The organism is Archangium gephyra (genome assembly GCF_042230915.1).
GTDB classification, from domain to species: domain Bacteria; phylum Myxococcota; class Myxococcia; order Myxococcales; family Myxococcaceae; genus Archangium; species Archangium gephyra_B.
The window spans coordinates 11,293,346-11,318,918 of sequence record NZ_CP102578.1; the positions used below are offsets into that span (position 1 = coordinate 11,293,346).

The 25,573-nt window shown below is 70.7% G+C and carries 22 protein-coding genes; 8 read left to right on the forward strand and 14 right to left on the reverse strand.

Annotated elements, in window-relative coordinates:
* Positions 1-67: 67 nt before the first annotated feature.
* The 9 genes from NR798_RS44635 to NR798_RS44675 all read right to left on the reverse strand — a co-directional run bounded on the left by NR798_RS44635 (position 68) and on the right by NR798_RS44675 (position 13,015).
* Positions 68-2,005 carry an ATP-binding protein gene (locus NR798_RS44635; protein WP_375768726.1) on the reverse strand — a complete coding sequence of 646 codons (1,938 nt, stop codon included), beginning with the start codon at positions 2,003-2,005 and terminating at the stop codon, positions 68-70.
* 74 nt (positions 2,006-2,079) lie between these two features.
* On the reverse strand, positions 2,080-3,732 hold the full coding sequence (locus tag NR798_RS44640) for an ATP-binding protein (protein WP_375768727.1): 1,653 nt from the start codon (positions 3,730-3,732) through the stop codon (positions 2,080-2,082).
* 168 nt (positions 3,733-3,900) lie between these two features.
* The gene (locus NR798_RS44645) at positions 3,901-4,530 is read right to left on the reverse strand and encodes a hypothetical protein (protein ID WP_375768728.1); all 630 of its coding nucleotides are present in this window, start codon (positions 4,528-4,530) and stop codon (positions 3,901-3,903) included.
* A 119-nt stretch (positions 4,531-4,649) separates the two neighbouring features.
* A complete protein-coding gene (locus NR798_RS44650) occupies positions 4,650-5,972 on the reverse strand; it encodes an MFS transporter (RefSeq protein ID WP_375768729.1) in 1,323 nt (440 codons plus the stop codon).
* A 14-nt stretch (positions 5,973-5,986) separates the two neighbouring features.
* Positions 5,987-6,364: a zf-TFIIB domain-containing protein gene (locus tag NR798_RS44655; protein ID WP_375768730.1), complete on the reverse strand. Its 378-nt coding sequence runs from the start codon at positions 6,362-6,364 to the stop codon at positions 5,987-5,989.
* Between the two features lie 23 nt (positions 6,365-6,387).
* Positions 6,388-7,575, reverse strand: coding sequence for a Rieske 2Fe-2S domain-containing protein (locus NR798_RS44660; protein WP_375768731.1), 1,188 nt, complete (start codon positions 7,573-7,575; stop codon positions 6,388-6,390).
* Positions 7,572-9,320, reverse strand: coding sequence for a GH3 auxin-responsive promoter family protein (locus NR798_RS44665; RefSeq protein ID WP_375768732.1), 1,749 nt, complete (start codon positions 9,318-9,320; stop codon positions 7,572-7,574). The genes NR798_RS44660 and NR798_RS44665 overlap by 4 nt, the downstream gene beginning before the upstream one ends.
* A gap of 66 nt (positions 9,321-9,386) precedes the next feature.
* A complete protein-coding gene (locus NR798_RS44670; protein ID WP_375768733.1) occupies positions 9,387-10,154 on the reverse strand; it encodes a hypothetical protein in 768 nt (255 codons plus the stop codon).
* Between the two features lie 8 nt (positions 10,155-10,162).
* Positions 10,163-13,015: an FG-GAP-like repeat-containing protein gene (locus NR798_RS44675; protein WP_375768734.1), complete on the reverse strand. Its 2,853-nt coding sequence runs from the start codon at positions 13,013-13,015 to the stop codon at positions 10,163-10,165.
* Positions 13,016-13,128: 113 nt separating this feature from the next.
* Between NR798_RS44675 and NR798_RS44680 the strand changes: the two genes are divergently transcribed.
* The 5 genes from NR798_RS44680 to NR798_RS44700 all read left to right on the forward strand — a co-directional run bounded on the left by NR798_RS44680 (position 13,129) and on the right by NR798_RS44700 (position 18,768).
* A complete protein-coding gene (locus NR798_RS44680; protein ID WP_375768735.1) occupies positions 13,129-14,079 on the forward strand; it encodes a fatty acid desaturase family protein in 951 nt (316 codons plus the stop codon).
* On the forward strand, positions 14,079-14,714 hold the full coding sequence (locus tag NR798_RS44685; protein WP_375768736.1) for a hypothetical protein: 636 nt from the start codon (positions 14,079-14,081) through the stop codon (positions 14,712-14,714). The genes NR798_RS44680 and NR798_RS44685 overlap by 1 nt, the downstream gene beginning before the upstream one ends.
* 67 nt (positions 14,715-14,781) lie before the next feature.
* Positions 14,782-15,135, forward strand: a complete 354-nt coding sequence (locus NR798_RS44690; protein ID WP_375768737.1) for a hypothetical protein — start codon at positions 14,782-14,784, stop codon at positions 15,133-15,135.
* Positions 15,136-15,172: 37 nt separating this feature from the next.
* A complete protein-coding gene (locus NR798_RS44695) occupies positions 15,173-16,969 on the forward strand; it encodes a hypothetical protein (RefSeq protein WP_375768738.1) in 1,797 nt (598 codons plus the stop codon).
* 239 nt (positions 16,970-17,208) lie between these two features.
* Positions 17,209-18,768, forward strand: coding sequence for a S8 family peptidase (locus tag NR798_RS44700; RefSeq protein ID WP_375768739.1), 1,560 nt, complete (start codon positions 17,209-17,211; stop codon positions 18,766-18,768).
* 45 nt (positions 18,769-18,813) lie between these two features.
* Here NR798_RS44700 and NR798_RS44705 read toward each other — a convergent pair whose 3' ends face one another.
* The 4 genes from NR798_RS44705 to NR798_RS44720 all read right to left on the reverse strand — a co-directional run bounded on the left by NR798_RS44705 (position 18,814) and on the right by NR798_RS44720 (position 21,281).
* Positions 18,814-19,203, reverse strand: coding sequence for a hypothetical protein (locus tag NR798_RS44705; RefSeq protein ID WP_375768740.1), 390 nt, complete (start codon positions 19,201-19,203; stop codon positions 18,814-18,816).
* A gap of 114 nt (positions 19,204-19,317) precedes the next feature.
* Entirely contained in the window at positions 19,318-19,809 is a 492-nt protein-coding gene (locus NR798_RS44710) for a CinA family protein (protein WP_375768741.1), read from the reverse strand.
* Between the two features lie 3 nt (positions 19,810-19,812).
* Complete coding sequence (locus NR798_RS44715) at positions 19,813-20,904, reverse strand: GRAS family protein (RefSeq protein ID WP_375768742.1); 1,092 nt, start codon at positions 20,902-20,904, stop codon at positions 19,813-19,815.
* Between the two features lie 155 nt (positions 20,905-21,059).
* Positions 21,060-21,281: a DUF3185 family protein gene (locus tag NR798_RS44720; protein WP_375768743.1), complete on the reverse strand. Its 222-nt coding sequence runs from the start codon at positions 21,279-21,281 to the stop codon at positions 21,060-21,062.
* A 96-nt stretch (positions 21,282-21,377) separates the two neighbouring features.
* On the opposite strand from NR798_RS44720, the gene NR798_RS44725 reads away from it, so the two are divergent.
* From NR798_RS44725 to NR798_RS44735, 3 genes are all read left to right on the forward strand, one after another.
* Entirely contained in the window at positions 21,378-22,949 is a 1,572-nt protein-coding gene (locus NR798_RS44725; protein WP_375768744.1) for an AMP-binding protein, read from the forward strand.
* An 84-nt stretch (positions 22,950-23,033) separates the two neighbouring features.
* Complete coding sequence (locus NR798_RS44730) at positions 23,034-24,572, forward strand: RAD55 family ATPase (RefSeq protein WP_375773923.1); 1,539 nt, start codon at positions 23,034-23,036, stop codon at positions 24,570-24,572.
* A complete protein-coding gene (locus NR798_RS44735; protein WP_375768745.1) occupies positions 24,569-24,925 on the forward strand; it encodes a response regulator in 357 nt (118 codons plus the stop codon). Before NR798_RS44730 ends, NR798_RS44735 begins: the two co-directional genes overlap by 4 nt.
* A 62-nt stretch (positions 24,926-24,987) precedes the next feature.
* Here NR798_RS44735 and orn read toward each other — a convergent pair whose 3' ends face one another.
* Complete coding sequence (gene orn / locus NR798_RS44740; protein ID WP_375768746.1) at positions 24,988-25,557, reverse strand: oligoribonuclease; 570 nt, start codon at positions 25,555-25,557, stop codon at positions 24,988-24,990.
* Positions 25,558-25,573 lie beyond the last annotated feature (16 nt).

Consider the following 25,573-nt stretch of genomic DNA (forward strand, 5'->3'; position numbering starts at 1 on the left):
CCCCTCGCCCTCCGGGAGAGGGACGGGGTGAGGGTGCCACGCGCCCCGGGCTCCCCCCGAGCGCGCCCTACCGTGCCACCGCGCCCTCCTCGCGAGGCTCCTCCTTGCGCACGGGCAGCTCGAGGGTGAACGTGGCCCCCTGGCCGCGGCCGGCGCTCGCACAGGAGAGCGAGCCGCCCAATTCCTCGGCGGCGAGCGCGCTGGTGTGCAGCCCGAAGCCGTGCCCGTCCTTCTTCGTGGTGAAGCCGTGGGTGAAGAGCAGCGGGATGTGCTGGGGAGCGATCCCCACGCCGTTGTCGGCCACGATGATGCACAGCCGTCCCGCCTCCCCCGGCTCCACGCGGATGGTCAGACACCCATCCGGGCGGCCACCCTCCTTCACCGCGTGACGCGCGTTGCTCAGCAGGTTGAGCAGGATTTGAAGCAGCTTGTGCCGGTCCACCCAGACGGGCGGCACCTCGGCGTACTCGCGCCGCACCTCGATGCCCGCGCGCCCCAAGGAGGCGGCCTGCAGGCGCACCGCGCCGTCGATGAGCTCGGGCAGCGACACCTCCTCCACCACCCCGGAGTAGCGCGCGTACTGCTGCTGCATGCCCACGACGACCCGGATGTGCTCCACCCCGTCGCACAGCGCCCGCAGCTCCGACAGGACGGCCTCCTTGTCCTGGGTGAGCTGGGTGGTGAGCGCCTCGAGGTAGGCCGGGAGCTGGCGGCCCCGCGGGTCCTCGGTGAGGAAGGTGGCCAGCTGCGCCTCGTGCTCGCGCAGCAGTTGCACGGCCTTCTCCAGGCTGGACACCCGCAGGCCGCGGATCCGCTCGGCCACGATGCTGGCCGACACATTCACGCTGTTGAGCGTGTTGCCCACGTTGTGCAGCACGCCCGTGGCCACCTCCGCCATGCCCGCCTGGCGCGAGGCATCCACCAGTCCGCGGTGCAGCTCGCTCAGCCGCGCCTCGGCCGCCTTGCGCTCCGTCACGTCCCGCCCGAAGACGGTGAGCTTGAGCACCTCGCCGTGCTCGCCCCACACCGGGCTGACGGTCAGCTCCAGGTCCACCGTCTTGCCGCACTCCCCATGCGCCGGCAGGCTCACCTCGTCCTTCAGGCGATGGCCTCGCCGGGCCCGCGCCAGCCGCAGCTTCCACCGCTCCTGCCGCTCGGGAGCCAGCGCGCTGAAGATGAACCCGCCGGGGGGAATCTCTCCGCCGAAGATGCGCTGGAAGTACTGCTTCGCGGCCTGGTTGGCGGTGAGCAGCCGCCCCTCCACGTCCAGGGAGCACACGACGTCATCCGTGCTCTCGATGAGGGCGGACAGCTCGCCCTCGTTCTGGTGCAGCGTCTTGCGCGTCTGCTCGAGCGTCGCGTGCGCCTCGGTGCGGAAGGCCAGGAACACGGACGTCACCGCCCAGCCGAGCACGATGAAGAAGGCCGTGAAGATGCCCGTCGACCACTCCATGGCGCTCAAGCCCGGGCGCGAGGTGCCCAGCGGGTAGAAGACGAGCGGCGTCAGGATGCTCAGGACGGAGAAGCCCAGCCCGAGCCTCCACCCCAGCAGGTAGACGGACATGACCGGGACCAGCACGCTCGCCGCATGCGTGGCCATGGCCAGCATGTCCAGGGAGAGGGAGTTGAAGAGGATCGACGCCCACAGGAAGCCGCACAGCAACAACGCCGGCAGGCGGGGCGAGGCGCGCCAGCGCAGCAGCGCCAGCAACCCGAGGAAGAACCCACCGGACAGCGCGCTCGGCACGCCCAGGCTCCACGCGTATGGAGTGAGCTGCAGCAGCCCGGTGAACACCACGGAGCCCCCGAGCATGCACAGGCACAACGCGACCACCATCCGCGCCCGGCTCAGCTCCAGGGGCGGGCCCCGGCGGAGGGACTCCGGGATGAAGGAGTCCAGCCGGTCCACGAGCCGCACCCAGCGCGCGGCGAGCCACGCCAGCCGCCCCTGCCGCACCGTGCGCCCGCTGTCTCCGCCCCCCCCGGTGTCCTCGCTCGGCATCATCCTCTCCCGGGTTGAATGCCGGGGACTATGCCGCAACCGGGCCCGGGAAGGAGAACGGACAGGCGACTCCCTGCTCAGGAGGCGAGCACGTTCCTCGACTCGGCGGCATGCTCACCCAGCGGGAGCAGCAGGGAGAACGTCGTGCCCACGCCCTGCTCGCTGCGCACGCGCAGCTCCCCTCCCATCTTCTGCACCAGCGAGTGGCTGATGGACAGCCCCAGCCCGGTGCCCGAGCCCGCAGGCTTGGTGGTGAAGAAGGGATCGAAGATGCGCGGCAGCACCTCGGGAGGAATCCCGTGGCCGGAGTCCGACACGTCCACGCGCACGAAGCCGCCCTCGCGCGTGGTGCGCACGCGCAGGGTGTGGCGCTGCGGCGAGCCGGGCTGCATGGCCTGGATGGCGTTGATGACCAGGTTGAGGAACACCTGGCTGAGCCGGCTCTCGCAGGCGAACACGGGCGGCAGCTCGCCGTCGTAGTCCTTCTCCAGCGTCGCGGTGCGCTTGAGCTCGGCGTGGGCCATGCGCAGCACGAAGTCGAGGCTCGCGTTGACGTTCACCGGCGCCAGCGCGTTGTCCGGAGCGTGCGAGAAGAAGCTCATGTCGCGCACGATGTCCCGGATGCGCTTGCAGCCATCCAGCGACTCGGAGAGCACCTCCTTGGCCTCGACGAGCAGATCCGCCAGGTGCGCCGGGAAGCCGGGCACCGCCGCCAGTTGCCGCTCCAGGTCCTCGCGCCAGCCCTGCAGGTAGCCCAGGTTGGAGAGCACGTAGGCCATGGGGTTGTTGATCTCATGGGCGATGCCCGCCGCCAGCGCCCCCACCGAGGCGAGCCGGTCATTCTGGATGCTCTGCTGCTCCAGCCGCCGCCGCTCGGTGAGGTCATGCCCCACGAGCAGCAGGCGCCGCCGCGAGCCCACCTCCTGGAGCGAGGCGGCGAAATCCAGCGCGACACGCTCGCCCCGCGCCGAGCACAGCCCCAGGTTCTCCAGGCGCACGGTGCCCCGCGCGAGCAGGGACTGGAGCGAGCGCCGCAGCGGCTCGCGCTCGTTCTCCGGCGCCAGCGCCTCGAAGGAGGCGCCGAGCAGCTCCGAAACGCCACGGCCCAGCAGCCGCTCGGCCACGGGGTTGAGCTCGACGACCCGGCCCGCCTCGTCGAGCAGGAAGACGGCATCGCCGGAGGACTCCAGCAACTGGCGGTTGCGCGCCTCGGTCTGCTTCACCTGCAGGCGCAGCTTCAGGAGCAGCTCCACCTGCCGCTTGAGCGCGAGCAGGTTGCGGCGCTGCGGCTCGCTCATCACGCGCGGCTCGCGGTCGATGACGCACAGCGTGCCCAGGACGAAACCATCCTCGGACAGGATGGGGGCCCCGGCGTAGAAGCGGATGTGGGGCGCCCCGGCCACCAGCGGGTTGGCGGCGAAGCGCGCGTCCTGGGAGGCGTCCTCGACCACCAGCACCTGCTCGCGCTCGATGGCGAAGGTGCAGAAGGAGACACAGCGCTCCGTCTCGCGCACCCCGGGCAGGCCCACGCTCGCCTTGAACCACTGCCGGTCGCGGTCCACCAGGCTGATGAGCGCGATGGGCACACCGCACAGCTCCGCCGCCAGCTGCACGAGGTCGTCGTACTCGGACTCGGGAAGCGTATCGAGGATGTCGTAGCGATGAAGAGCCTGCAGGCGCTGCTCTTCGTACAAGAGACCGGGAGGCAACATGACCGTCTTGATCTGCATCACCTCCCGGGATGCGGCAGTGCCCCGGCACCTCAGTGTGGAAAGGACGACACTGCACCAGTGTGTCCTTCAACACAGACGGAGTAGCCCGGCTGAAGTCCGCCACCTCCGCCGCATGGAGGGCAACAGAGCAGGCATCCCTCTCACCTTCCGAGAAACGCGCGGGGCTCAGCGGACGGAGACCTCGAGGTTGGCGGCCTCGACGCGGCAGGTGCCGTTGGTGGAGTCCGCGTCACGCGCCAGCTGCAGCCGCATCTCCTGGTGGCCGGTGACGGGCTCGGTGCGCTGCATCGCCGACACGTAGGTGGGCAGGGACTCCGAGCCATCCGCGGGCGCCTGCACCTTGATGCGCTCGATGAAGAAGGGGCCCTCGTAGCCGGTGAAGAGGTGGCAGATGACCACGCCGCCCCCCGGGCGGGACGCGGAGACGCGCGCGGTGAGGAGCACCCGCACCCGCGTGGACACCGTCGTCTCGAACGACGTCACCACCTCCGGCACGTCGACGAACATGTTGGAGGTGGCCTTCGCGGCCACCACGCTCTGCGCGGCGTAGTACATGCGGAAGCCCGGGCCGGCCGGGCCCTGCTCGCCACGAGGCCCCATCGGCCCCGGGGCGCCCGGCTCTCCCTGGGGGCCCACCTCTCCCGGGGCGCCCTTCGGCCCCATGGGCCCGCGCTCCCCCGTCAGCCCCTGCGGACCCGTGGGCCCCCGAGGCCCCTCGGGCCCCTGGGCGGACCCCGGCTCACAGGCCGACAGACATAGCAGCAACAACCCCCCGCTCAGCAGCGTGCGCTTCATGGTCCCATCCCCCTCGGTGTGTGTGCGGCGCCGCCCGTGCATCGGGGGCCGCCGCGCTCCCTGAAGAAGAGACCGGGGAGGGGATTTTTTGTGGGAACCGCTTTTTTTCGAGGCGGTTTTCAGCCGAAGCGGTGGTGCTGCCGGGTGTCGCGCATGAAGGCGTACACGAGCAGCGAGCAGAGGATGCAGCCCGACACGTACCAGAAGAACCACGTCTCATGGCCGGCCAGCTTGAGCCAGGTGCCCACGTACTCGGCCGTGCCGCCGAAGAGGGACACGGTGAGGGCGTAGGGCAGCCCCACGCCGAGGGCGCGGATGCGGGCGGGGAACAGCTCGGCCTTCACCACGGCGTTGATGGAGGTGTAGCCGGAGACGATGACGAGCGCGGCGAGCACCAGCAGGAAGGCGGTGAAGGCATCCCGCGTGCGCGTCAGCGCCGTGAGCAGCGGCACGGTGCACAGCGTCCCCATCACGCCGAACCACATCAGCACGGGCCTGCGGCCGACCTTATCCGAGAGCAGGCCGAACACCGGCTGCAGCAGCATGTAGAGGAAGAGGGAGGCGACGGAGATGAGCGTGGCCTGGTCCCGGGTGAGGCCCACCGAGTTGACCAGGAACTTCTGCATGTAGACGGTGTACGTGTAGAAGGCGAGCGTGCCGCCCATGGTGAGGCCGACGACGAGGGCCAGCTCCCGGGGGTGGCGCAGCAGCTCGCGCATGGGGTGGAGCTCCGTCTTCTTCGCCGCCTCGGCCTGGAAGGCCTCGGTCTCCACCATGTTGCGGCGCATGTAGAAGCCGAAGATGGCGAGCGCGGCGCCACACAGGAAAGGGATGCGCCAGCCCCATGCCTCGAGCTGCGGGCCGGTGAGCACCAGCCGCTGGAGCACCAGCAGCGTCACCGTGGCGAGCAACTGGCCCATGATGAGGGTGACGTACTGGAAGGAGCTGTAGAAGCCGCGGTGGCGCGAGGTGGCGACCTCGCTGAGGTAGGTGGCGCTGGTGCCGTACTCGCCGCCGAGCGAGAGCCCCTGGAGCAGCCGGGCCAGAATCAAGACGATGGGGGCCAGCACGCCGATGCGCTCATACGTGGGGCACAGGGCGATGATGAAGGAGCCCAGGCACATGAGCGTGACGGACAGGGACAGGGCGGCGCGGCGCCCGCGCAGGTCCGCGTAGAGGCCCATCAGCCAGCCACCCACCGGGCGGATGAGGAAGCCGAGCGCGAAGACTCCGGCGGTGTTGAGCTGCTCCACGATGGGGTTGTCGTGGGGGAAGAAGGACTTCGCGAAGTACAGCGAGAAGGCCGAGTAGATGTAGAAGTCGTACCACTCGATGAGGTTGCCCACCGAGCCGCCGAAGATGGAGAGCAGGCGCTGGCGCACGCCCGGATCAGCGGCGGACGAGGACGCGGTGGACGGGGACGCGAGGCTGGAGGGCTCCACGGACATCGCTCCCGTCAGTCCCGGGTGATGAACCGGACCGCGTCGGCGAGCGCGGCCACGAAGCCCATCTCCTGGATGGCGCGCAGCTCGCCGCCATCGAGCCATACGCCATGGCAGCGCTCGCACACGTCGAGCAGCACGTGCTGGTCGCGCTCGCTGCGCACCTTCTTCATGACCAGGCGGGGAGGGCAGCGGGGGCAGGCCAGCTCGCGCGTCTGGACCTCCTGCGAGGGCAGCGTGCGCCACTCGATGAGCCGCACGTTCACGGTCGACTCCAGCTGCCGCAAATGCTCCCCCTCGAGCCAATGCCCCTCGCATTGAGGGCACTGCTGAGCCTCGGTCCCCTCGAGGTGCACCTGGGTCATCACCTTGTCGCAACGTGGGCAATTCATGGTGGCTCCTACGGTATCAAGGCTCAAATCCAGAAGACGATGCCGCGCTCCTCGTCCGCGGGGCCCGCGCCGTGTCCGCCCTCCAGCAGCCAGCGGCGGTAGGACTCGATGTCCGCGTGGAGCAGGTCCGCCTCGGTGCCGGAGAAGACGCCGCCTCCGGGGCCGTTGAGCAGGCCCTCGCGCTGCACGCCCATGATGTCCACGTCCTGGCGGATGACCTGCGTGGTGTACCAGCGCACCAGCGGCATGAGCGCCCGCGCCACCAGCGAGCGCGGCAGGTCGAACGGGAGCCGGTAGCTGATGGCCGTGTAGACGAGGCTGTCCGTGGGGCCGATGGGCGTCACCTGCGAGTTGATGGCGAAGCCGCTGCGCTCGCCCCACATGTAGTCCACGCGGGTGATGTTGGGGACGAAGTAATGGTCCGTGTGGACCATGGGGAGGCCCCCCGGGTTGAAGATGCGGCCCAGCCCCGTGACGGTGTCGTTCTCCTGCTGGTACGTGACGAGCACGCTGCCGTCCGCGCGCTTCACGGTGGCCGGCACCCGCTTGCGCGCCGGGTCGCGGAACCATCCCCTGTGCACGAAGACGGTGTGCGGCACGTCCATGAAGTTCTCCACGAGGTTCGTCACCCCGTTGGGGAAGCGCGTGACCATGAAGTACACGGTCCATCCGGGCTGGCCCCAGTACGGCACGCGGAAGGCGGGGCGGCGGGCGCGCTTGGAGTCTCCGCCCATGAAGACGTAGACGAGCCCGTCCTGCTCCAGCGTGTCGAAGCGCTGCAGCTTCCCGAGGTCGCACGGGCGCACCTGGAGGCCCGCGCGTGCATGGCCCTGCGCATCGAGCGCCTCGCCGCACTGGCTCGGCCCGAGCGAGGGCACCTCCACCACCGCCCCCGAGGCGTCATACGTCCAGCCGTGGTACGGGCAGCCGATGCGGCCGTGGAAGACGTCTCCGGCGGACAGGCGCGCGTTGCGGTGCAGGCAGCGGTCTCGCAGGGCGGCGGGCCGGCCGTGCTCGTCGCGGAAGAGCACGAGGTTCGTCCCGAAGAGGGTGCGCGCCAGGGGCTTGCCCTTGGGGAGCTCGGTGGAGAGACAGGCGACGTACCAGAAGTCCTTGAGGGCGCCGCAGCGGGTGAGGTCGGCCTCGGCCTCGAGGTCCACGGCGGGCGTCGTGACGAGCGCGAGGTTCTGGGCGTCGAGTGGATTCCTCATGGCTGCTGCTGTCCTCGCTGGGAGAACCAGGCGGTCCAGCCGGCCTGGCGATGAAGATCGGTGGGCTTGATGTCACCGGCTCGCTGGCCGAGCGCGATGCAGCGGGCCTCGTAGCGGCGGGAGCCCTCGGTGACGCGGAGGGCGCGCACGGGCCCGAGCTGGCCAAGCTCGCGGGCATAGCGGTAGTGGTAGCCCTCGCACAGCGCGCGCTCGAGGGCCTGGGCGGCCTCGTGGAGGCGTGAATCGGGCACCTCGGTCTCGAGGAAGAGCCGGTAGGCCGGTGGGCCGTGGGGCTCCCACTCGGGGGCCACCATGGCGAAGGGCGGGCGCGGGCCGCCGAGTACCGCGGGCAGCAGGGCCTCGAGCACGGTGGAGACGCGGGTGGCGGCGAGCTTCTCGCCGACGAGGTCACTCACCGCATCGGCCCGGCCCATGAAGCGCAGGCAGGGCGTGGCATGGTGGAAGCCCTCGACGCGGACGAGGTCTCCGATGCGGTAGCGCAGCAGGCCGCCGGAGGTGGAGAGGAGCACGGAGTAGGTGCGCCCGGCTTCGAGCTCGTGCGCGAGCCGGGGACGCGCCTCGGGGTGCTCGGGGTCGAGGAACTCGAAGAAGTGGCTGCGGACGGCGAGCACGGGGGCGGGGGCACCGAAGAGGGGCAGCGTGACGACGCCCTCGGTGGCGAGCAGACCCTTGCCCTGGACCTCGACGCCGTGGAAGCGGCGGCAAGCGGGAGCGACGGAATGCGCGGCCTGGGCATCGGTCCACATGCTGAGCAGCGCGAGCCGGGGCCAGAGCATGCGCCCCTGGAGACCGGAGCGGAGTGCCTCACGAAGCACGCGGGCCCGCTCGGGCCGGGGAGAAAACCGCATCCGTGACAGCACCGCGTCCATCCCCACTCCGCCGACTCCTCCCTCTCCCCCCGGGAGAGGGTCGGGGTGAGGGTATCCGTCCCCGTCCTCCCCACCGTGTCCCCCACCGAGTCCCCGAGGAGGCCTGCACACCCCGCGCTCCAGGTCCTCGGCCAAGCGCTCCCCATGCCGCTCCAGTGCGTCCATGAGCAGCGTGAGGAAGCTCGGATTCCACACGCTCAGGAGCGCCAGCTCCTCACTGGCCACGAGGAACCACAGCGTCACATACCGGCACGACTCGACATCGGGCAGCCGGGCCACCGTCCCGGGCACGGCGAACACGCGCGAGAGCACCGGCTGCAGGAAGCTCGGGAAGTACGCCGAGTCATCCACGCTCCCCACCGGAATCCCTCCGGCTGTCCTCCCCTGCTTGCGTCCGATGGGCGAGATGGACCAGTAGCTCGGGCCCTCGCGGACCGCGGGGCGCGAGTGCAGCAGATCGAACAGCATGGGCGCGAGCGCGCGGTGGAACTCGTCGAGCAGCCCCCGCGTCACCGGGACGTACTTGGACGCCCCCGAGGAGCCTCCCGAGGGCTCGAAGCGGCTCACGGGCTCGCGGGTGAGGACGCGCGGCGTTCCCGCCTTGAGCGCCTCGATGTCCGGGAGCACCGAGTCCGGCGTGGAAATGGGCACCGCGTCCTGGAACTCGCGCGCGGTGCGGACACGGGAGAAGCCTGGGACTCGCGCGGCCTGGGTGGTGTCCCGCGTGGCCCGGAGGATGCGCGACAGGTTCTCGGACTGGGCCTGCTCGGGGCGCGAGAGCGCTCGGTGGAACAGGAGCGCCGAGGGCGCCTGGGCCGCCATGAGCCCCGCGAGGAGACGGCGTGAAGTCAGCATGGGTTCAACCTGGGACCCTCGGCACCCTCACCCCGTCCCTCTCCCGGAGGGAGAGGGGATATGGGGTCATGCCCTCACTCCCATCAGCTTCAGGCCTCGCCGCGTCCACAGGCGCACCTGCTTCATCGTCAGCTCCGTCAGCGCCCACAGCAGATCCCTCGCGCGGATCTCCGCCAGGCACACCAGCTCCTCCCCTTCCACGTGCGCGGGGTTGCTCCTCGCGAAGAAGGCGATGTGCGGATGCGCCGCCGCCTCCCGGTCGATCGGCGACACCCCGTCCCGCACCCGGTAGTGCGAGCCCGCGAAGCGCACCGTTCCCCTCTTCCCGTCGTACTGCTCGCCGAACCAGCGCCCCGCCAGCGCCCTCAGGAACGACACCCGCTCCGGCGGCGCCTCCCAGTCGTGGCGCGGCAGCGTGCGCGGGAAGTGGTTCACCGCCAGCAGGTACGTCTTGTAACCCGCGCTCAACAACAGCCAGAGCAGCGGACGCAGGGGGCGGCGCAGCTTGCGCGCCATCATGAAGCGCCCGAAGCGCACCTGCAGCTCCTTCTGGCCCCAATAGTCCGGGTGGATGACGGTGTCTCCCGAGAAGACGACCTCCACCGCCCGCCCTTCCACCTGCTCCTCCGAGACGCGCAGCGTGCTGAAACCCACCAGCTCGCCCGAGCGCCTCGCGGACAGGAGGATCACATACTGCTTGTCGGCCAGGTCCCTCGCGAAGCGCTCGGCGCTGACGCCCGCGTAGCACACCTGCATCAGCGCGAGCATCTGCGCGCGCTGGTGCTCGGTGAGCGACTCGCGCGAGACGGTGGCTCCCTTCAATGCGGAGAACATCGGACTCCTTACCTGCTGCCGCGCAGGCCCGCGGTGGCAGCGGGCTGCGAAATGACGTGGTAGCGGTCGGCGTCGAGCTGCACGGTCTGCACCTCGCCGCCATACCAATGAATCGAGGCCGTCACCGGGCCCGCATGGCGCCCCAGTCCGAAGTGCAGGCGCGGATCCGCCGAGGCACTGAGGCCTCCCAGCAACCCCACCTCCCGCACCTGCTCCACGCGCTTGCCGCCCTCCTCGTAGGACACGACGACGCGCGTGCCCACCGCCCCCCGCGCCGTGCGCTGCCCGTCTCCCACCAGGGACAGGCCCACGAAGTGCGCCGCGTCCTTGCCCGCGCCGTCGCGCAGGGTGTTGCGGTAGACGGACGCGGGCCCGTGCTGGTTGGTGATGACGGCATCCACGTCCCCGTCGTCGTCCAGGTCCGCGAGCAGCACGCCGCGCGAGTTGTCCGGGTCATCCAGCCCCAGCTCCTTCGCCACGTCCACGAAGTGGCCGGGCTGCTCGTCCCCGAGGTTCAGGTACGCGCGGCGCGGCTCGTTCGGGTAGATGACGCGCCCGCGGATGTCGCCCCACTTGTCCGCGTACGTGTGCACCTCGGGGCCGGACTGCATCAGCTTGTGGTTGACGTACCAGTAGTCCTTGCGGCCCGAGTCGTAGAGGTGGTCCAGCCGGTCGTCGAGGTGGCCATTGGCCTGCACGATGTCGGGCCAGCCGTCGTTGTCGAGGTCCCCCGCCGCCGCGCCCCAGCCGAAGCGCCGCTCGTTGAGCGCCCCGCGGAACGTCGCCTCGTCCTTGAGCTCGGGGACGAACGCGTCCTTCCCCGGGTACGCCATCCACAGCAGGCTGCCCTCGGCCTGCAGCGCGTGGTGCACGTTGGACACATAGACGTCCAGCCACCCGTTGCGATCGAAGTCCGCCACGGTGGAGTTCATCCCCTTGTACGTGTCCTTGCCCACCTCCCCGAACAGCTTGCCCACCACCCGGCGGAAGTGCTTGCCCTGCTCGTTGAGGTACAGCTCATCCGGGCCGAAGTCGTTGGCGATGTAGAGGTCCGTCCACCCGTCCTGGTTCAGGTCCACCGTGCTCACGGCGAGCGACCAGCGCGTCTCCTTCAGCCCCAGCGCCACCGAGTCCAGCTTCTCGAAGGTGCCATCGCCCCGGGCGCGGTAGAGCACGTTGAGGCCGCCGTTGTCGGCGTTGTGCCAGCCGTTGTGGAAGAAGCGCAGCATGCGCCGGTCGCCGGGGTACTCGGGCGGCGGCAGCTGGAAGAAGTTGAACGGGGTGGGCGTGGCGTAGTCCGGCAGGTGCGTGGTGAGCGCGTTGGCCACGAAGAGGTCCAGGTGCCCGTCCCGGTCGAAGTCGAGCAGCGTGACGGCCATGCTCACCGAGTGGTCCCCTACCCCGGCCCGCGTGGTGACGTCCTCGAAGGAGGCGGTGCCCGTCTCGCGCAGCAGGTTGCGCAGCAGCTTCGAGGGCCCGAAAGCCACCGCCACCGCCAGGTCCTGGTCCCCGTCCCCGTCGTAGTCCACGAAGGTGCCACCGGCGGCCGCGCCCTCGGTGGTGTAGCTCGCGGCGATGTGCTCCAGCGCGGGCACCTTCACGCGCTCGAAGCGCAGGTCCCCCAGGTTGCGGTAGAGCGCCGCCCGGTCCCCGTCCGACTTGAGCGGATGCGTGAGGAAGAGGTCCACCTTCCCATCGCCGTCGAAGTCTCCGGCGGCCACCGCGTCGCCCACGCTCAGCACCCACTTGGCCACGTGCAGCACGCGCGGGTCCACCTTCGACAGCACGTCCCCCATCGTCGAGCCGAGCCCCGTGTGCGAGGCCTCCAGCCGCTGCATGTGGAAGGGCAGCGGGCGCGACTGCACGGAGGGCGCCACCACGAGGAAGTAGCCCGCGGCCAGCGCGGCCCCGAGTCCGCCCACCGCCCCGAAGCGCTTGAGCGGCCCCGGCGAGAAGACGGCGCCCAGGTACGCGCGAGGCCCGCGCTTCCACAGCGCGCGCGCGTGCAGGAAGACGAAGCGCGCCGTGGCGCAGGTGAGGGCCGCGTAGAAGAAGGTGAAGACGCTCTCCTTGAGGTGGAGCACCAGGTCCACCAGCGTGAGGGCGAGCGCCAGGAGCACCTGGGCCCGGGGCGTCTTCGGAGACGTGCCCGGGTCGGTGATCATGTAGAAGGTGAAGATGAAGAAGGCCGGTGCGCCGAGCGTGCCGAGGAAGAGCACCTCGGGCGGCAGGTGGTGGCGCAGGATGTACGCGCGCAGGCCCGTCTGCAGCGCGTAGAAGAAGAGGAAGCTGAGCACCAGCCAGGTGCGGCCCACGCGGAAGAAGAAGAGCACCAGCGCGGCCATGACGATGAAGGCCGAGAGCGCAATCTCGCCATTGGCCCACTGGTAGGCCGGCGCCGCGGTGATGAGCTCGCGGGTGAAGAGCAGCGAGGTGGCCACGCCGAACATCGACGGGTTGAAGACGTGGCGGCCCTCGTACGTGAGCACGTACTTGGAGCCGATGGTGAGCCACACCGGCAGTAGCAGCAGCCAGCTGGAGTGCGAGTAGTTGAGCAGCAGCGCCAGCGAGCAGCACGAGATGTAGCCGCTCAGCGGCACCACCTTCTCGCGGCGCAGCAGCCAGCCCAGGCCCGCGTCCAAGGCGCTGCCGCTCGCGACGATGGCCAGCATCTGCCACGGGTTGCGGTTGAAGCCGAAGAAGGAGAAGCCCAGCACGCCATAGAGCGTGAGGATGGCCGCGAAGGGGATGCGCGCGTCGTTCCACCGGGGCCACACCCAGCCCCAGCGCTCGACGCGGGGCGCCGTGTGCACCTCGGTGCCCACCGGCACCGGGTGTGCCACTGCCTGCTCAGCTCTCATGGAATGCGCCTCCGAGCGCGCACCGAGAGTGCCCGCCCCCTGCCTCTCTGTCCAGGACGGGCGGGGGGCTTGCATGTCCCCCCGGGTGCCTGCCCACCATCTCGACGATTCCCATGCGTCCCTCCTCGTGCGCGCCCCTCATTGCAAACTCCGGGCACCTCCCGCTCCGCGCTCCCGTTCCCCTGGAGTTGCTGGGCCGCGCCACCGTGCCCGGCCTGCTGCGCCTCGCCGCCACGCAGTGGGCGTGGATCTGCCTGTGCTGGGTGGTCATGGCCTGGGTGCCCGCGGTGGCGCCGCTGCTCGCGCTGCTCATCGCCGGCCGGCTGCACGCGCTCGGCGTCGTCCTGCATGACGCCATCCACCTGCCCTGGCGCCACTCGGGCCCCGGCCTCCGGCTGCTCGCGCTGCTCGCCGGCTACCCCGTCGCCACCACGCTCGAGGCCATGCGCTACCACCACCTGCGTCACCACCGCGACGCGGGCCTGCCCTCGGACCCGTACCGGCGGCCTCCCGCGAGCCCCTGGCGCCAGCTCGCCGTGTGGCTGCGCGTCTGCCCCATCCTCCCCTTCTGGGTGCTGCGCGGCCCCCTCGGGCTGCTCGCCTGGCTGCTGCCCTCGCTGCGCAACCCGTACGCGCGGCTCTTCCTCCAGGACCGCTCCGGCCAGGATCTCACCCACCACCCCGAGGTGCTCGGCTGCGCCCGCGCCGAGTCCGGCCAGGTCCTCTTCCACCTCGTGGTGCTCGCCGCCGCCCTGCGCTGGCCCTCGGCGGTGGGCCTCGGCTACGGGCTGCCCTTCCTGCTGACTTCGGGGCTGTGCGCGTGGCGCTTGCTCGCCGAGCACACGCCCAGCACGGTCCAGGGGCGCACCCTGCGTGACGTGCTCGCGTGCACCTCGGACCATGGGCTCGGCTGGGTTGGCCGGTTGCTCACCGCGCCCCTCCACGTCGGCTGCCACGTGGTGCACCACCTGCATCCCCAGGTGTCCCTGCACCACCTGCCCCGGCTTCGCGACTGGTACCGCCTGCGCTACCCTGACCTCTACCCCCTCCCGCGCCGTCCTTGATGCTCTCCCCGCTCACCCGCGTCCTCATCCTCGCCCTGCTGGGCCTGGCCGTACTGCTCGGCTTCCTCTTCTGGCGCAGACAGAACGTCCAGGCGGCTCGCGGCGGCCGCATCTCCCCGCCCAAGCTCGCCTGGCTCTTCTACGCCATCTTCCTCTGGTTCCTCCTCTGCCCCCTGGTGGCGCTCGACGCCGCCGTGCACCCCGGCCTGCGCATGGTGCTCGGCAGCTTCGGCGCCTGCATGTGGGTGCGCGGCGCGGCCGAGATGTACATGCTCTACGTCTCCCATAACTGGAAGCCGCCCTACGGCATCGGCCATGACGTGCTGTGCATCTTCCTCGTGCTCGGTGGCCTCTCCTGGTACCAGCTCCACCGCGACGGCCCGCCCTCGCGCCTGGATGTCTGGGCCCTGTCGCTGATCGCCCTGGTGCTGGTGAGCCTCTTCGTCGAGGTGATGTACGCCACGCTCTTCTTCCAGGCCGTCGAGGGGCACACCACGGGTGAGGACGGCATCTGGTTCGCCGACGAGGAGCAGGCCCGCTTCCGCCGCATCAACCGCATCACCCTCGCCTGCAACATTCCGCTGTACGCGGGACTGGGCGGACTGCTCGCCGTGGCCCTTGGATTCGCGGTATAGGCACCGCCCCGCTTCCTCCCAGGCCGGTGCGAGGAAGCGCGCACGCACCACCTCGGGGGACATTCACATGACGCTCAAGACGCTCGCTTCCACCGCCACCCTTCTGCTCGCGCTCTCGCCGCTCTCCATCGCCTCGGCGCAGTCTTCCGTGGAGACCTTCGTCTTCGAGACGGTGGACAGCTATGAGCTGCTCTCGGGCGCCTACCAGCTCACCGTCACCGGCATCCTCCAGGGCGAGGCGGCCCCGAGGACCATCGCCATCGTCCCCACCAGCCTCACCAGCACGGCGTACGACGCGCGCGTGCGCTCGTGCGAGCGCATGGCGCTGATGGCCATGAGCAAGCCGGGCCAGTACTTCTTCGAGCTGCGGCGCTTGGGGACCAGCCAGCCCCTCCAGGGCTGCAAGCTCACGCGCCGCTAGTCCTCCCACCCGACACGGACCCACGGAGGGGACGACCATGATGCGATGGATGTGGCTGGCGCTCGCGCTGGCGCTCGGGGGCATGCAGCTCGGCTGTGAGCCGCCGGAAGTGGAATCGAAGAAGGACAGTGACGGAGACGGAGTCGCGGACAGCGAGGACTGTGACGACACCTCGCGCCTGGCCTGGCGGCGGGTGGAGGCCTACGCCGACGAGGACAAGGACGGGCACGGCAGCGGCGCCGCGCAGTGGTACTGCACCGGGGCGAGCCTGCCCTCGAGCACCGCCGCCACGGCGGATGACTGCGCGCCCCAGGACGCCACGCGCTGGCGCCAGGTGACGGGCACCTCCTACGCCGACGCGGACCGGGACGGCGTGTTCTCGGGCACGGCGGCCGGCACCTGCCTGGGCCCGGACCCGGCGGCCTACTCGCAGACGCCGGGCACGGACTGCGATGACGCGGACTCGAAAGTCTGGCGCATGGCCTCCCTGTACAAGGACGAGGACGGCGACGGGTACGAGGGCGGCGAGGCCGTACAGCGCTGCATCGGCACCTCGGCGCCCTGGGACTACTCCGAGACCTCGCGGGACTGCGCGCCCCAGGATGCCACGCGCTACCGGCTGATGGACTACACCTACCGGGACGCGGACGGAGATGGCGCCACCATCTACGAGAATGCCCAGGTGTGCACCGCCTGGCTGCTCCCCTCGGGCTACTCCCACACCGCCGGCTCCCGCTCGGACTGCGACGACACCCGCGCCGACCGGTGGCAGACGGCCCTCGTGTACCGCGATACCGATGGGGATGGCATCGGCAGCGGGGAGCTGGTGCAGCGCTGCCTCACCTCCACTCCGGAGCCCGGCTACTCCTACGCCGGGAACGACTGCGCCCCGGAGGATCGGACGCTCTGGTCGAACACGTACTACTCCTGGCGCGACACGGACGGTGACGGCGCCTTCAAGGCCGAGGGGGGCTACCTGTGCACCGGCTCCACCCTGCCGCCCGGCTATTCCGACTCGTGGCCCGCCACCCTCGACTGCGACGACACCAACGCCTCGCGGCAGATCTCCTGGACCGTCTTCCCGGACACCGACAACGACGGGGTGGGCTCCGGCACCAGCGTGACGATGTGCACCGGTACCACCCGGCCGGCGGGCTACTCGACCTCGGGCGACGACTGCTCCCCCGAGGACGACTCGCGCTGGCAGGGCTTCACCTACCTGTACCGCGATGCCGACGCGGACTCGTACACCGTGTCCTCCAGCGGCTCGCTCTGCACCGGCGCCAGCATTCCCGCCGGCTACACCAACACGGCCAGGGGCGACGACTGCGACGACTCGCGCGCGGACGTGTACCAGAGCCTCCAGGGCTACGTGGACGAGGACGGAGATGGCGTGGGCACCGGCACCGCCTCCACCTTCTGCACCGCCGGCGCCCTTCCCGCGGGCCAGGCCTCCTCGGGCACCGACTGCGCCCCCAGCGATGCGCGCAGCTGGCAGAGCCTCGCCTTCAAGTACGTGGACGCCGATGGCGATGGCCGCACCGTCCCCTCCTCGGGCTTCGTCTGCACGGGCAGCACCCTTCCCGCGCCCTACGCCACCACCGCCACCGGCAACGACTGCGACGACACCCACGCCGCCCTCTTCGTCTGGCGCGTCCTCTACCCGGACAAGGATGGGGATGGGGTGGGTGTCCCACCTCGCGTCGTCCTCTGCCTCGACGACGGCCCCGTCCCCCCCGGCTACTCCATCTACGGGTTCGATCCGGACGACACCCGGCCCGGCGTGACGGCCGCCGAGGAGCCAGAGCTAGAAGCCCTGCTTCTGGACGAATGAGGAACCGCTTTTCTCACAAAAAAAGAAAAGCGCGACCTCTCCGACCTGTTCCCGTTCCAGAGAATATCTGCTAATACTGCGCTCAACGCAAAATTCTAGGAACCCGGTAGCCCGCCCATGTCGGACAGAGGGGCATGGCAGGCTGCCAGCATGACGGTGATGGGGAGGCTCCGGGCACCCCCACCCGTAGCCCACCGTCATGGCCGTAGCTCCCCGTTCACCCCCTGGAAGGACGGAAGATGAAGGCCTCGTTTCTCACGAACCGCGTGACCCGCACGTTGATGATGGGCTTGTGCTTGATGGCGGCCCCCGCCGCCCAGGCCACCAGCGTCAAGGTGCTGGATCCGCGGCTGTCCACCGTGAAGCCCACCAGCCCCGAGCTCGAGCCGGAGACGCCGGTGCAGCGCCTGGTGGTGAAGTTCCACGAGGGCACCCGGGTGCGTGTGCGGGGCGGCACGCTGCGGGTGATGTCCGCCGAGCGCAACCCGGCCGAGCACGGACGCATGAAGCGGCGCGGGCTGTCCGAGAACACGGTGCGGGTGGACCTCACGTCCGCCCTGAGGGTGATCGCCCAACTGCCGCGCATGGGCCCGCCGGGGCGGCTCTTCCGCCAGGACGAGCTCACGCTGGCCGAGCGCAAGCGCCTGGCCGAGGAGCGCAGCGGCAAGGAGCAGGCGGACCTGGACCTGTACTTCGAGGTGCCGCTGGTGCCCGGTACGCGCGCCGGGGACGTGAACGAGCTGTTGATGCAGCTCAACGCGCTGGAGAGCGTGGAGATCGCCTACGCCGAGGCGGCCACCGAGCTGGCCCGGTTCGACGTGAGTGCGGTGGGCGCCATGTCCACGGAGTACGAGGCGCAGCAGGGCTACCTGGACGCGGCCCCCGCTGGCATCGACGCGCGCTACGCCTGGACGGTGCCGGGGGGCACGGGCACGGGCGTGAAGATCGTCGACGTGGAGGGGGCCTGGAACGGCTCGCACGAGGATCTGCCGCGCTTCTTCTACGTGGGTGGCGTGCAGTTCAATGATGCGGGCTGGCGCAACCACGGCACCGCGGTGATGGGGGTGATGGTGGGCCAGGCCAACGGCTACGGCGTCACCGGCATCGCGCACGGGGCGCAGGTGGGCAACGAGGGCATCGCCGGCCAGAGCATCGCGAGCGCCATCAACCACGCGGCGCTGGCGGCGGGCAAGGGCGGCGTCGTGCTGCTGCAGCTCCAGGCGCGTGGGCCGCGCAGCGCGCGCGACTGCACCTGCAACACCAGCCAGTGCGACGAGGTGCCGCTGGAGTACTGGCGGGCCAACTTCGACGCCATCGCCCAGGCCACCGCCAGCGGCGTGCACGTGGTGGAGGCGGCCGGCAACGGCAGCGTGGACCTGGACTCGCCGGTGTACCGCGGCGCGTTCGATCGCTCGGTGCGTGACTCGGGCGCCATCTTCGTGGGCGCCGCGACCTCCGACACGCACGCCCCCATGTGCTGGACCAACCACGGCAGCCGCGTGGACCTGCACGCCTGGGGCGAGAACGTCGTGACGCTGGGCTACGGAGACCTCTCCGGCTCGGCCGAGGACCGGTGGTACACGGGCAGCTTCAGCGGGACCTCCAGCGCGGCCCCCATCGTGGTGGGCGCGGTGGCCAACCTGCAGGGCATCGCCCACGCCACCGGGATGGGCCCCCTGGAGCCGCGCGCCCTGCGCGAGCTGCTGCGCGCCACCGGCACGCCCCAGTCCTCCAGCTCCAAGCAGATCGGCTCCATGCCGGACCTGCGCGGCGCCATCCCCCAGCTGCTCTCCCGGTGAGCATGTCCCGGCCCGCGGCTCGCCCTCGAGCCGCGGCCCCCGGGCTTACGCCGAGAGCGCTTCCTCTTCTCCGTAGATGAGCCAGCGCTTCGCGGCCTGGTCGTCGGAGAAGCGGCGGAGGATCTTGTCCGTCCCGCTCTCGCGCGCCACCCGGTTGAGCTGCAGCGCGGACAGCGGGCTCTCCACCATCTCGGCCACCCGCTTCACGCCGTTCTGGATGCCGAACTGCTGCACGTCCCGGAGCATCTCCGCCACGGGCGGCGCCGAGGGCCGGAACGTCCGCATGTCCGCCTTGATGTAGATGTCCCGCCCGGCCAGTGCCAGCGTGGCGGCTCTCAGCTCCTCGACGAACCTCGTCATCTCCTCCGGGCGGATGAGCCCATCCAGGACGAGTTCGATGATGGTGTGCTGTTGATCGACGTCGATCCTGTACACGGCCACGCTCCTTCCGTGAGGGGGGAACAGAGGGAGAAGGGGAGATTGAAGCGGGGACGAGCCTACCATTCCCTCCCCCGCGCACGGCGGCCCCCTTCCTGCCCTGTCGGGTAGTCAGCTTGTTTCCAAGAGGGCGAGCAACAGCTCCAACCCTCGCGCCGCCGCCGCCCGGCGGATCGCCGCCCGGTCCCCCGTGAAGACGTGCCGCTCACACAGCGACGTGCCGTCGCTCCGGACGGCCGCGAGGTAGACGAGCCCCACCGGCTTGGCCGCCGAGCCCCCCGAGGGGCCCGCGATGCCCGTCTCCCCGAGCGCCATGCCAGCATGGGAGTGGGCCAGCGCGCCCCGGGCCAGCGCGAGCGCCACCTGCTCGCTGACCGCACCGTGGGCCACCATCAGCTCCACCGGGACGCCGAGCTGCTCCGTCTTGGCCTCGTTCGAGTAGGGGACGAAGCCGCGCTCCACCACCGCCGAGGCCCCGGGGAGATCCGTGAGGCACGCGGACACGAGGCCTCCGGTACTGGCCTCGGCCAGCGCCAGCCGCACGCCCGCGCTCCGGCAGGCCTCCAGCACCCGGCGCGCCCGCTCCTCCAGCAAGGGCTCCATGGCTCAGCGGCCCGCTTCCGTCGTGGCACACAGCACCGTCACCAGCGTCTCCTCCTTGTAGCCCACGCCCACGTAGCCCGGCCCCGGGCGGATGTGCACCGCGGGGTGCGGGAAGGACCAGCCCCCCGCGAGCCTGGAGGCCGGCGCCGGTGAGAAGCCCGCCGTCCACAGCCGCCCGGCCCACGTCTCCACCCGCTCGTGCCGCTCGTAGCGCTGCGAGTCGTCCACCGCGCCGAGGATGTCCTCGAACTCGCGGCCGAAGAAGAGCTTGATGCCGTTGCGCTCGCGCTCGGGCAGGCCCAGCTCGTCCACCAGCTCGAAGTTGTGGGAGAAGTGGTGCCAGGCATTGTGGAAGCGCTGGGACAGCGAGTCGGTGGCATGGTCCGAGTTCGGCTCGACCAGCACCACGGCGGCGGGCTCCACCGCGCGCAGGCGGTGGAAGATGTCCTGCCGGTCCACGCCCGCGGCCATGTGGTGCAGCGCGAAGGCCGCGTGCACCAGGCGCGGCCCGGGCAGGTCGCGCAGCAGGCCCCAGTCGTCCTCGTCGAGCGCCTCGATGACCTTGGGGATGCCCAGGAAGCGCAGGGTGATGCCGAGCTCCCCGGCCGTGGCCCTCAGCGCCGCCTCCGCCTGGCGCAGGCTCTGGGGATCGGGCTCCACGCCCACCACGGTGAGCCGCCGGAGCGCCGCGCCGGACTCCGCCAGCCCGCGCAGCAGCGCCACCTCCTGCCGCCCCGTGCCCAGGCCCACGTCGATGAGCGTGGCCTCCTCCCGCTCCGCGAGCAGCCCGCGCAGCAGCTCGTTGGCGATCCGCCCCGCCAGCCCCACCATCGGCAGCCGCTCGGCCACCAGGTTGAAGAGGGAGATCTGCGGCAGCTCGAAGCGCCGCAGGTAGAGGTTCATCTGCTGCGCGTCGCCCACGCCCACCCGCCGGGCGAGCGCCGCGGCGAAGAGGAAGTACTGCATGTCCTCGGGCACCGCGTCCACGTCCAGCCGCCGGGTGAGCGCCCCCAGCGAATGGCGGGCCGCGGCCGACTGGCCCGACTGGAGCTCCTCCAGCGCGCGGGTGAGCAACGAGAATTTCTCCGAACGCACGTCTGCACCCTCCACCCCCCCCGCCAGGCCGATTAGCAGATTCTTCCTGGCTTCAGGGGATTACGTCTATCCCGGGTATGTATCGACCCCGTCCGACGTCCTTCCCGCTGAAGGGGACTTGATGCAGGGAGCTCCGGTTGGATCCGGAAGATGCACTACCGGCGGCGGCGCCCCCCACCGCCGAAGGCGATGAGCAGCACGCCGCCCACCACGCCCGCGGCGCCGAGGGCCAGGTCGCGCTGAGTGCGCTCGGTGTATCGGCCAGTGAATGTCTCCATGGCGCGCTCCGGGAGCGAGCCGGTGGCGCGGTAGGCGCTCACCAGGAAGAAGGTACCGGCGACGACGAGCATGAATCCCACGATGCGGGCGATTCCCACGGCGTTTCCCCTCGATGGTGTTGAACGGGCCGGGGGCTCCCGGCGCCGCGCGCAGGTTAGTGCGGAACCGGCCCCTCGGGGGTAGCTTCCGCGCACATGGCGACCTCCCTCCTCGAGACCTTCCTCACCCGCGCCCGCCAGAGGCCGGAGCGGCCCGTCCTGGACTTCGAGCAGCAGCGCTTCACCGCCGGCCCGCTCGCCGGCCGCGTCGCCGCCTTCGCCAGCGCCCTGCAACGCCGGGGGCTGAAGCCCGGGGAGCGCGTGGCCCTCTTCCTGGAGAACAGCCCCGCCTTCGTCATCGCCTACCTGGGCACGCAGTACGCCGGGGGCGTCGTCGTCCTCGTCAACACGCAGTACCGCCAGGTGGAGCTCGGCCACATCCTCTCCGACGCCGGGGCCCGCGCCTGCGTCACCGGGGCCGCGGGCGCCGCCGAGCTCGCCCCGCTCAAGGCGCAGCTCCCCGCGCTGGAGTGGCTCGTCACCGTGGAGCCGCCCGGCGCTCCCGTGCCGTGGCCCGCCGTGGACTTCGACGCGCTCCTCGCCGAGGGCGACGCCAGCGCCACCCTGCCCCTGCCCCGGGGCGAGCAGCTCGCCGTGCTCGGCTACACCTCGGGCACCACCGGCCGCTCCAAGGGCGCCATGCTGCTGCACCGCAACCTGCTCGCCAACGTGCGCGCCGTCACCGAGGCCTGGCGCTGGACGGAGCACGACAGGCTCCTGCTCACCCTCCCGCTCTTCCACACCCACGGCCTCATGGTGGGCCTGCACGGCACGCTCTACTCCGGCGGCAGCGTGGACCTGCGCCGCCGCTTCGCCGCCCCCGAGGTGCTCTCCGCCCTTCAGGAGGACGCTTCACTGACGATGTTCTTCGGCGTGCCCACCATGTACGGCCGGCTCGTCGAGGAGGCCCGCCGCACCGGCGTGCGCCCGCGCCCCCTGCGGCTGCTCGTCTCCGGCTCCGCCCCGCTCAGCCCCCAGCTCTTCCACGACGTGGAGGAGACGTTCGGCCAGCGCATCCTCGAGCGCTACGGGATGACGGAAACCATCATGAACACCACCAACCCCTACGAGGGCGAGCGGCGCCCCGGCACCGTGGGCATGCCCTACCCCGGCCAGGAGGCCCGCGTGGTGGACGTGCGCACCCGCCAGCCGCTGCCGGACGGGGAGACGGGCGAAATCGAGGTGCGCGGCCCCCACGTCTTCGCCGGCTACTGGCAGCGTCCGGACGCCACCGCCGAGTCCTTCGACGCCGAGGGCTGGTTCCGCACCGGAGACCTCGGCCTGCGCGACAGCGACGGCTACTTCCAGATTACCGGCCGCGCGCGCGAGCTCATCATCAGCGGCGGCTTCAACGTGTACCCGCGCGAGGTGGAGGAGGTGCTCGCCACCCACCCGGGCGTCGCCGAGGTGGCGGTGCTCGGCCTGCCAGACCCCGACTTCGGCGAGCAGGTGGTGGCCGTCGTCGTCCCGCGCGCCCCCGCTCCCGCGGCGCAGGCCCTGGCCGACTTCTGCAAGGACCGGCTCGCCAGCTTCAAGAAGCCCCGCCGCGTCGAGTTCGTGGAGGCCCTGCCCCGCAACGCGCTCGGCAAGGTGCAGAAGCACCTGCTGCGCGAGCGCCTCCTGCCGAAGGCCGCCCCCCCGATCGTCCAGAAACCAACAGAGCCGTGAGCGTTCGGACACAGGCAGACACTCGCAGCGGAATTCTTCTCAGGACGTAAGCAGGGCCAGTAGTGTCCGATGGGCGAGAGGAGAATGGGGAGCGTGAGCGAAGCCGAGCCGTCCGAGGAGTCCACGCGCCGGGTGCCGACCGGGTCCACCGGCCTGGACGCCCTGCTCAACGGTGGGTGGCTCCACGGTGGCACCTATATGGTCACCGGGGCGCCCGGCACCGGGAAGACCATCCTGGGCAACCAGCTCTGCTTCTCGCACGTGGCCGGCGGCGGGCGGGCCGTCTTCATCAGCATGCTGTCGGAGTCGCACGGACGGATGGTGACGCACCTGCGCCGCATGAACTTCTTCCGGCGCGACGTCATCGGCCAGTCGCTGCACTACGTGAGCGGCTACGCCACCCTCAAGTCCGAGGGGCTCGACGGGCTGGCGCGGCTGCTCTACCGCTCGGTGCGCGAGCACCAGGCCACGGTGCTGGTGCTGGACGGGCTGCTGGCGGTGCAGGAGAGCGCCGGCTCGGTGCTGGCCTTCCGCGAGTTCCTCCATGGCCTGGGCGTGCACAACGCGCTGGCCGGCTGCACCACGCTGGTGCTCACCAACCGGCAGGAGAACGCGGCGGATCCGCAGTTCGCCATGGTGGATGGAGTGCTGGTGCTGGAGCTGCAGCTGCGGGGAATGCGCGCGGTGCGCACCCTGGAGGTGTCGAAGCTGCGCGGCGAGGCCCAGCTGCTCGGCCGGCACACCTTTGAAATCAACGAGCGCGGCCTGAACGTCTACCCGCGCCTGGAGAGCCTCTACCCCCACCCGCCCCAGGAGGAGCTGGACCTGGAGCGGCGGCTGGGCTTCGGCCTGACGCGGCTGGACGAGATGCTCACGGGCGGAGTGCGTCCCCACTCGTCCACGCTGCTGCTCGGCTCGCCGGGCAGCGGCAAGACGCTGCTGGGGCTGCACTTCCTGGAGAGCGGCGCGCGCCAGGGCGAGCCCGGCCTCTACTTCGGCTTCATGGAGACGTCCCCGCGGCTGCTGGCGAAGGCCGCCGGGGTGGGCCTGGAGCTGCGGCCGTGGGTGGACAAGGGCCGGCTGGTGATGGAGACGCGCACGGCGGTGGAGAGCCTCCCGGACGCGCTGGTGCACGAGCTGCTGGGCCTGGTGGAGCGCCACCGCATCCGCCGGCTCGTGCTCGACGGCCTGGAGCCGCTGCTGCAGGAGCCGCTGGAGCCGAGCCGGGCCCCGGGCTTCCTCACCGCGCTCGTCAACGTGCTGCGCACACGCGGAGTCACCACCCTGGTGACGCAGCAGACCCAGATGCTCTTCGGCCCCCGCCTGGAGGCGAGGCTGGAGGGCGTGGACGCCATCGTCGACAACATCGTGTTCCTCCGGTATGTGGAGTTCCGCTCCCAGCTGTACCGGATGTTGTCCATCCTCAAGATGCGCGAGAGCGACTACCAACCCGCGCTACGCGAGTTCTCCATCTCGACTCGAGGCATCGACGTGGCCGAGACCTTCGAGAGCGCCGAGGCCATCCTCACCGGACTGGCCCGGCCGCTGAATGTGAAGTCCAAGCGCTCCCGCCTCAAGAAGGCGGTCCGGCGCATGCCCTCCCGGAAGCGGAGCCGCGCATGAGCAAGCTCCTCATCGTGGACGACGAGGTGGCCATCCTGGAGGCCCTCACCGACATCCTCTCGGTGGAGGGGTACGAGGTGTCCACCGCCGCCAATGGCGCCGAGGGACTCGACCACGTGCGCAAGGACCGGCCGGACCTCATCCTGCTGGACTTGATGATGCCGGTGATGGACGGCCAGGAGATGCTGCGCCGGCTCAAGGAAGACCCCGTGCTGCGCACCACCCCCGTGGTGGTGATGAGCGCCGGGCGTGTGTCCAAGGCGGAGCTGCAGGGCAGCCGCTTCCTCGCCAAGCCCTTCGAGCTCGATGACCTGCTGGACACCGTGGCCGCGGAGCTGAACAAGGCCCACTGAGGTACCGCACTCCCTCCCCCCCTGGGAGAGGGCGGGGGTGAGGGTCTACACCCCGTGCGCCATCAAGTGCCACCGCCGCCCGTGGCCGCGCGGAACAGGTGCGTGCGGTAGTGCGTCAGCTCGGCGATGCTCGCGCGCAGGTCCGCCAGCGCCGTGTGCCCCGATTGCGTCTTCTTGAGCGGCACCATGTCCGGGAACCACGCGTTGCCCAGCACCTTGATGCTCGTCACGTCCACCTGCCGGTAGTGCAGGTAGCGCTCCAGCATTGGCATGTACTTCACCAGGAAGCGCCGGTCCGTGTGGATGGAGTTGCCGCAGAGGATGCCCTCGTTCATCCCACAGTGCTGTGCCACCAGCCCGGTGATGTCCCGCTCGGCCACCCGCAGCGACGTCTGCGAGTCGCGCACCTTCTTGAGCAGCCCGTTGCGCGTGTGCATCTCCCGCACCACCGGCTCCATCCGGTTCAGCACCTCGTCCGGCTGCCAGACGACCCGCTCCATCTCCGCCCTCGGCACCAGGTCCGCGCCCGTGATGATGACGCCAATCTCGATGATGGCCGATTCGTCGGGGTCCAGTCCGGTCATCTCCAGATCGAGCCAGACGAGGCACAGGGGCGGGGTCGGTGCGGGCATGGGAGGCGCAGTGTAG

What these genes read in the sequence shown, in the direction of transcription:
- NR798_RS44635 (WP_375768726.1), bottom strand. Translation starts at nt 2,005, where the DNA reads ATGATGCCGAGCGAGGACACCGGGGGGGGCGGAGACAGCGGGCGCACG.
- NR798_RS44640 (WP_375768727.1), bottom strand. Translation starts at nt 3,732, where the DNA reads ATGCAGATCAAGACGGTCATGTTGCCTCCCGGTCTCTTGTACGAAGAG.
- NR798_RS44645 (WP_375768728.1), bottom strand. Translation starts at nt 4,530, where the DNA reads ATGAAGCGCACGCTGCTGAGCGGGGGGTTGTTGCTGCTATGTCTGTCG.
- NR798_RS44655 (WP_375768730.1), bottom strand. Translation starts at nt 6,364, where the DNA reads ATGAATTGCCCACGTTGCGACAAGGTGATGACCCAGGTGCACCTCGAG.
- NR798_RS44660 (WP_375768731.1), bottom strand. Translation starts at nt 7,575, where the DNA reads ATGAGGAATCCACTCGACGCCCAGAACCTCGCGCTCGTCACGACGCCC.
- NR798_RS44665 (WP_375768732.1), bottom strand. Translation starts at nt 9,320, where the DNA reads ATGCTGACTTCACGCCGTCTCCTCGCGGGGCTCATGGCGGCCCAGGCG.
- NR798_RS44670 (WP_375768733.1), bottom strand. Translation starts at nt 10,154, where the DNA reads ATGTTCTCCGCATTGAAGGGAGCCACCGTCTCGCGCGAGTCGCTCACC.
- NR798_RS44675 (WP_375768734.1), bottom strand. Translation starts at nt 13,015, where the DNA reads ATGAGAGCTGAGCAGGCAGTGGCACACCCGGTGCCGGTGGGCACCGAG.
- NR798_RS44680 (WP_375768735.1), top strand. Translation starts at nt 13,129, where the DNA reads ATGCGTCCCTCCTCGTGCGCGCCCCTCATTGCAAACTCCGGGCACCTC.
- NR798_RS44685 (WP_375768736.1), top strand. Translation starts at nt 14,079, where the DNA reads ATGCTCTCCCCGCTCACCCGCGTCCTCATCCTCGCCCTGCTGGGCCTG.
- NR798_RS44690 (WP_375768737.1), top strand. Translation starts at nt 14,782, where the DNA reads ATGACGCTCAAGACGCTCGCTTCCACCGCCACCCTTCTGCTCGCGCTC.
- NR798_RS44695 (WP_375768738.1), top strand. Translation starts at nt 15,173, where the DNA reads ATGATGCGATGGATGTGGCTGGCGCTCGCGCTGGCGCTCGGGGGCATG.
- NR798_RS44700 (WP_375768739.1), top strand. Translation starts at nt 17,209, where the DNA reads ATGAAGGCCTCGTTTCTCACGAACCGCGTGACCCGCACGTTGATGATG.
- NR798_RS44710 (WP_375768741.1), bottom strand. Translation starts at nt 19,809, where the DNA reads ATGGAGCCCTTGCTGGAGGAGCGGGCGCGCCGGGTGCTGGAGGCCTGC.
- NR798_RS44725 (WP_375768744.1), top strand. Translation starts at nt 21,378, where the DNA reads ATGGCGACCTCCCTCCTCGAGACCTTCCTCACCCGCGCCCGCCAGAGG.
- NR798_RS44730 (WP_375773923.1), top strand. Translation starts at nt 23,034, where the DNA reads ATGGGGAGCGTGAGCGAAGCCGAGCCGTCCGAGGAGTCCACGCGCCGG.
- NR798_RS44735 (WP_375768745.1), top strand. Translation starts at nt 24,569, where the DNA reads ATGAGCAAGCTCCTCATCGTGGACGACGAGGTGGCCATCCTGGAGGCC.
- orn (WP_375768746.1), bottom strand. Translation starts at nt 25,557, where the DNA reads ATGCCCGCACCGACCCCGCCCCTGTGCCTCGTCTGGCTCGATCTGGAG.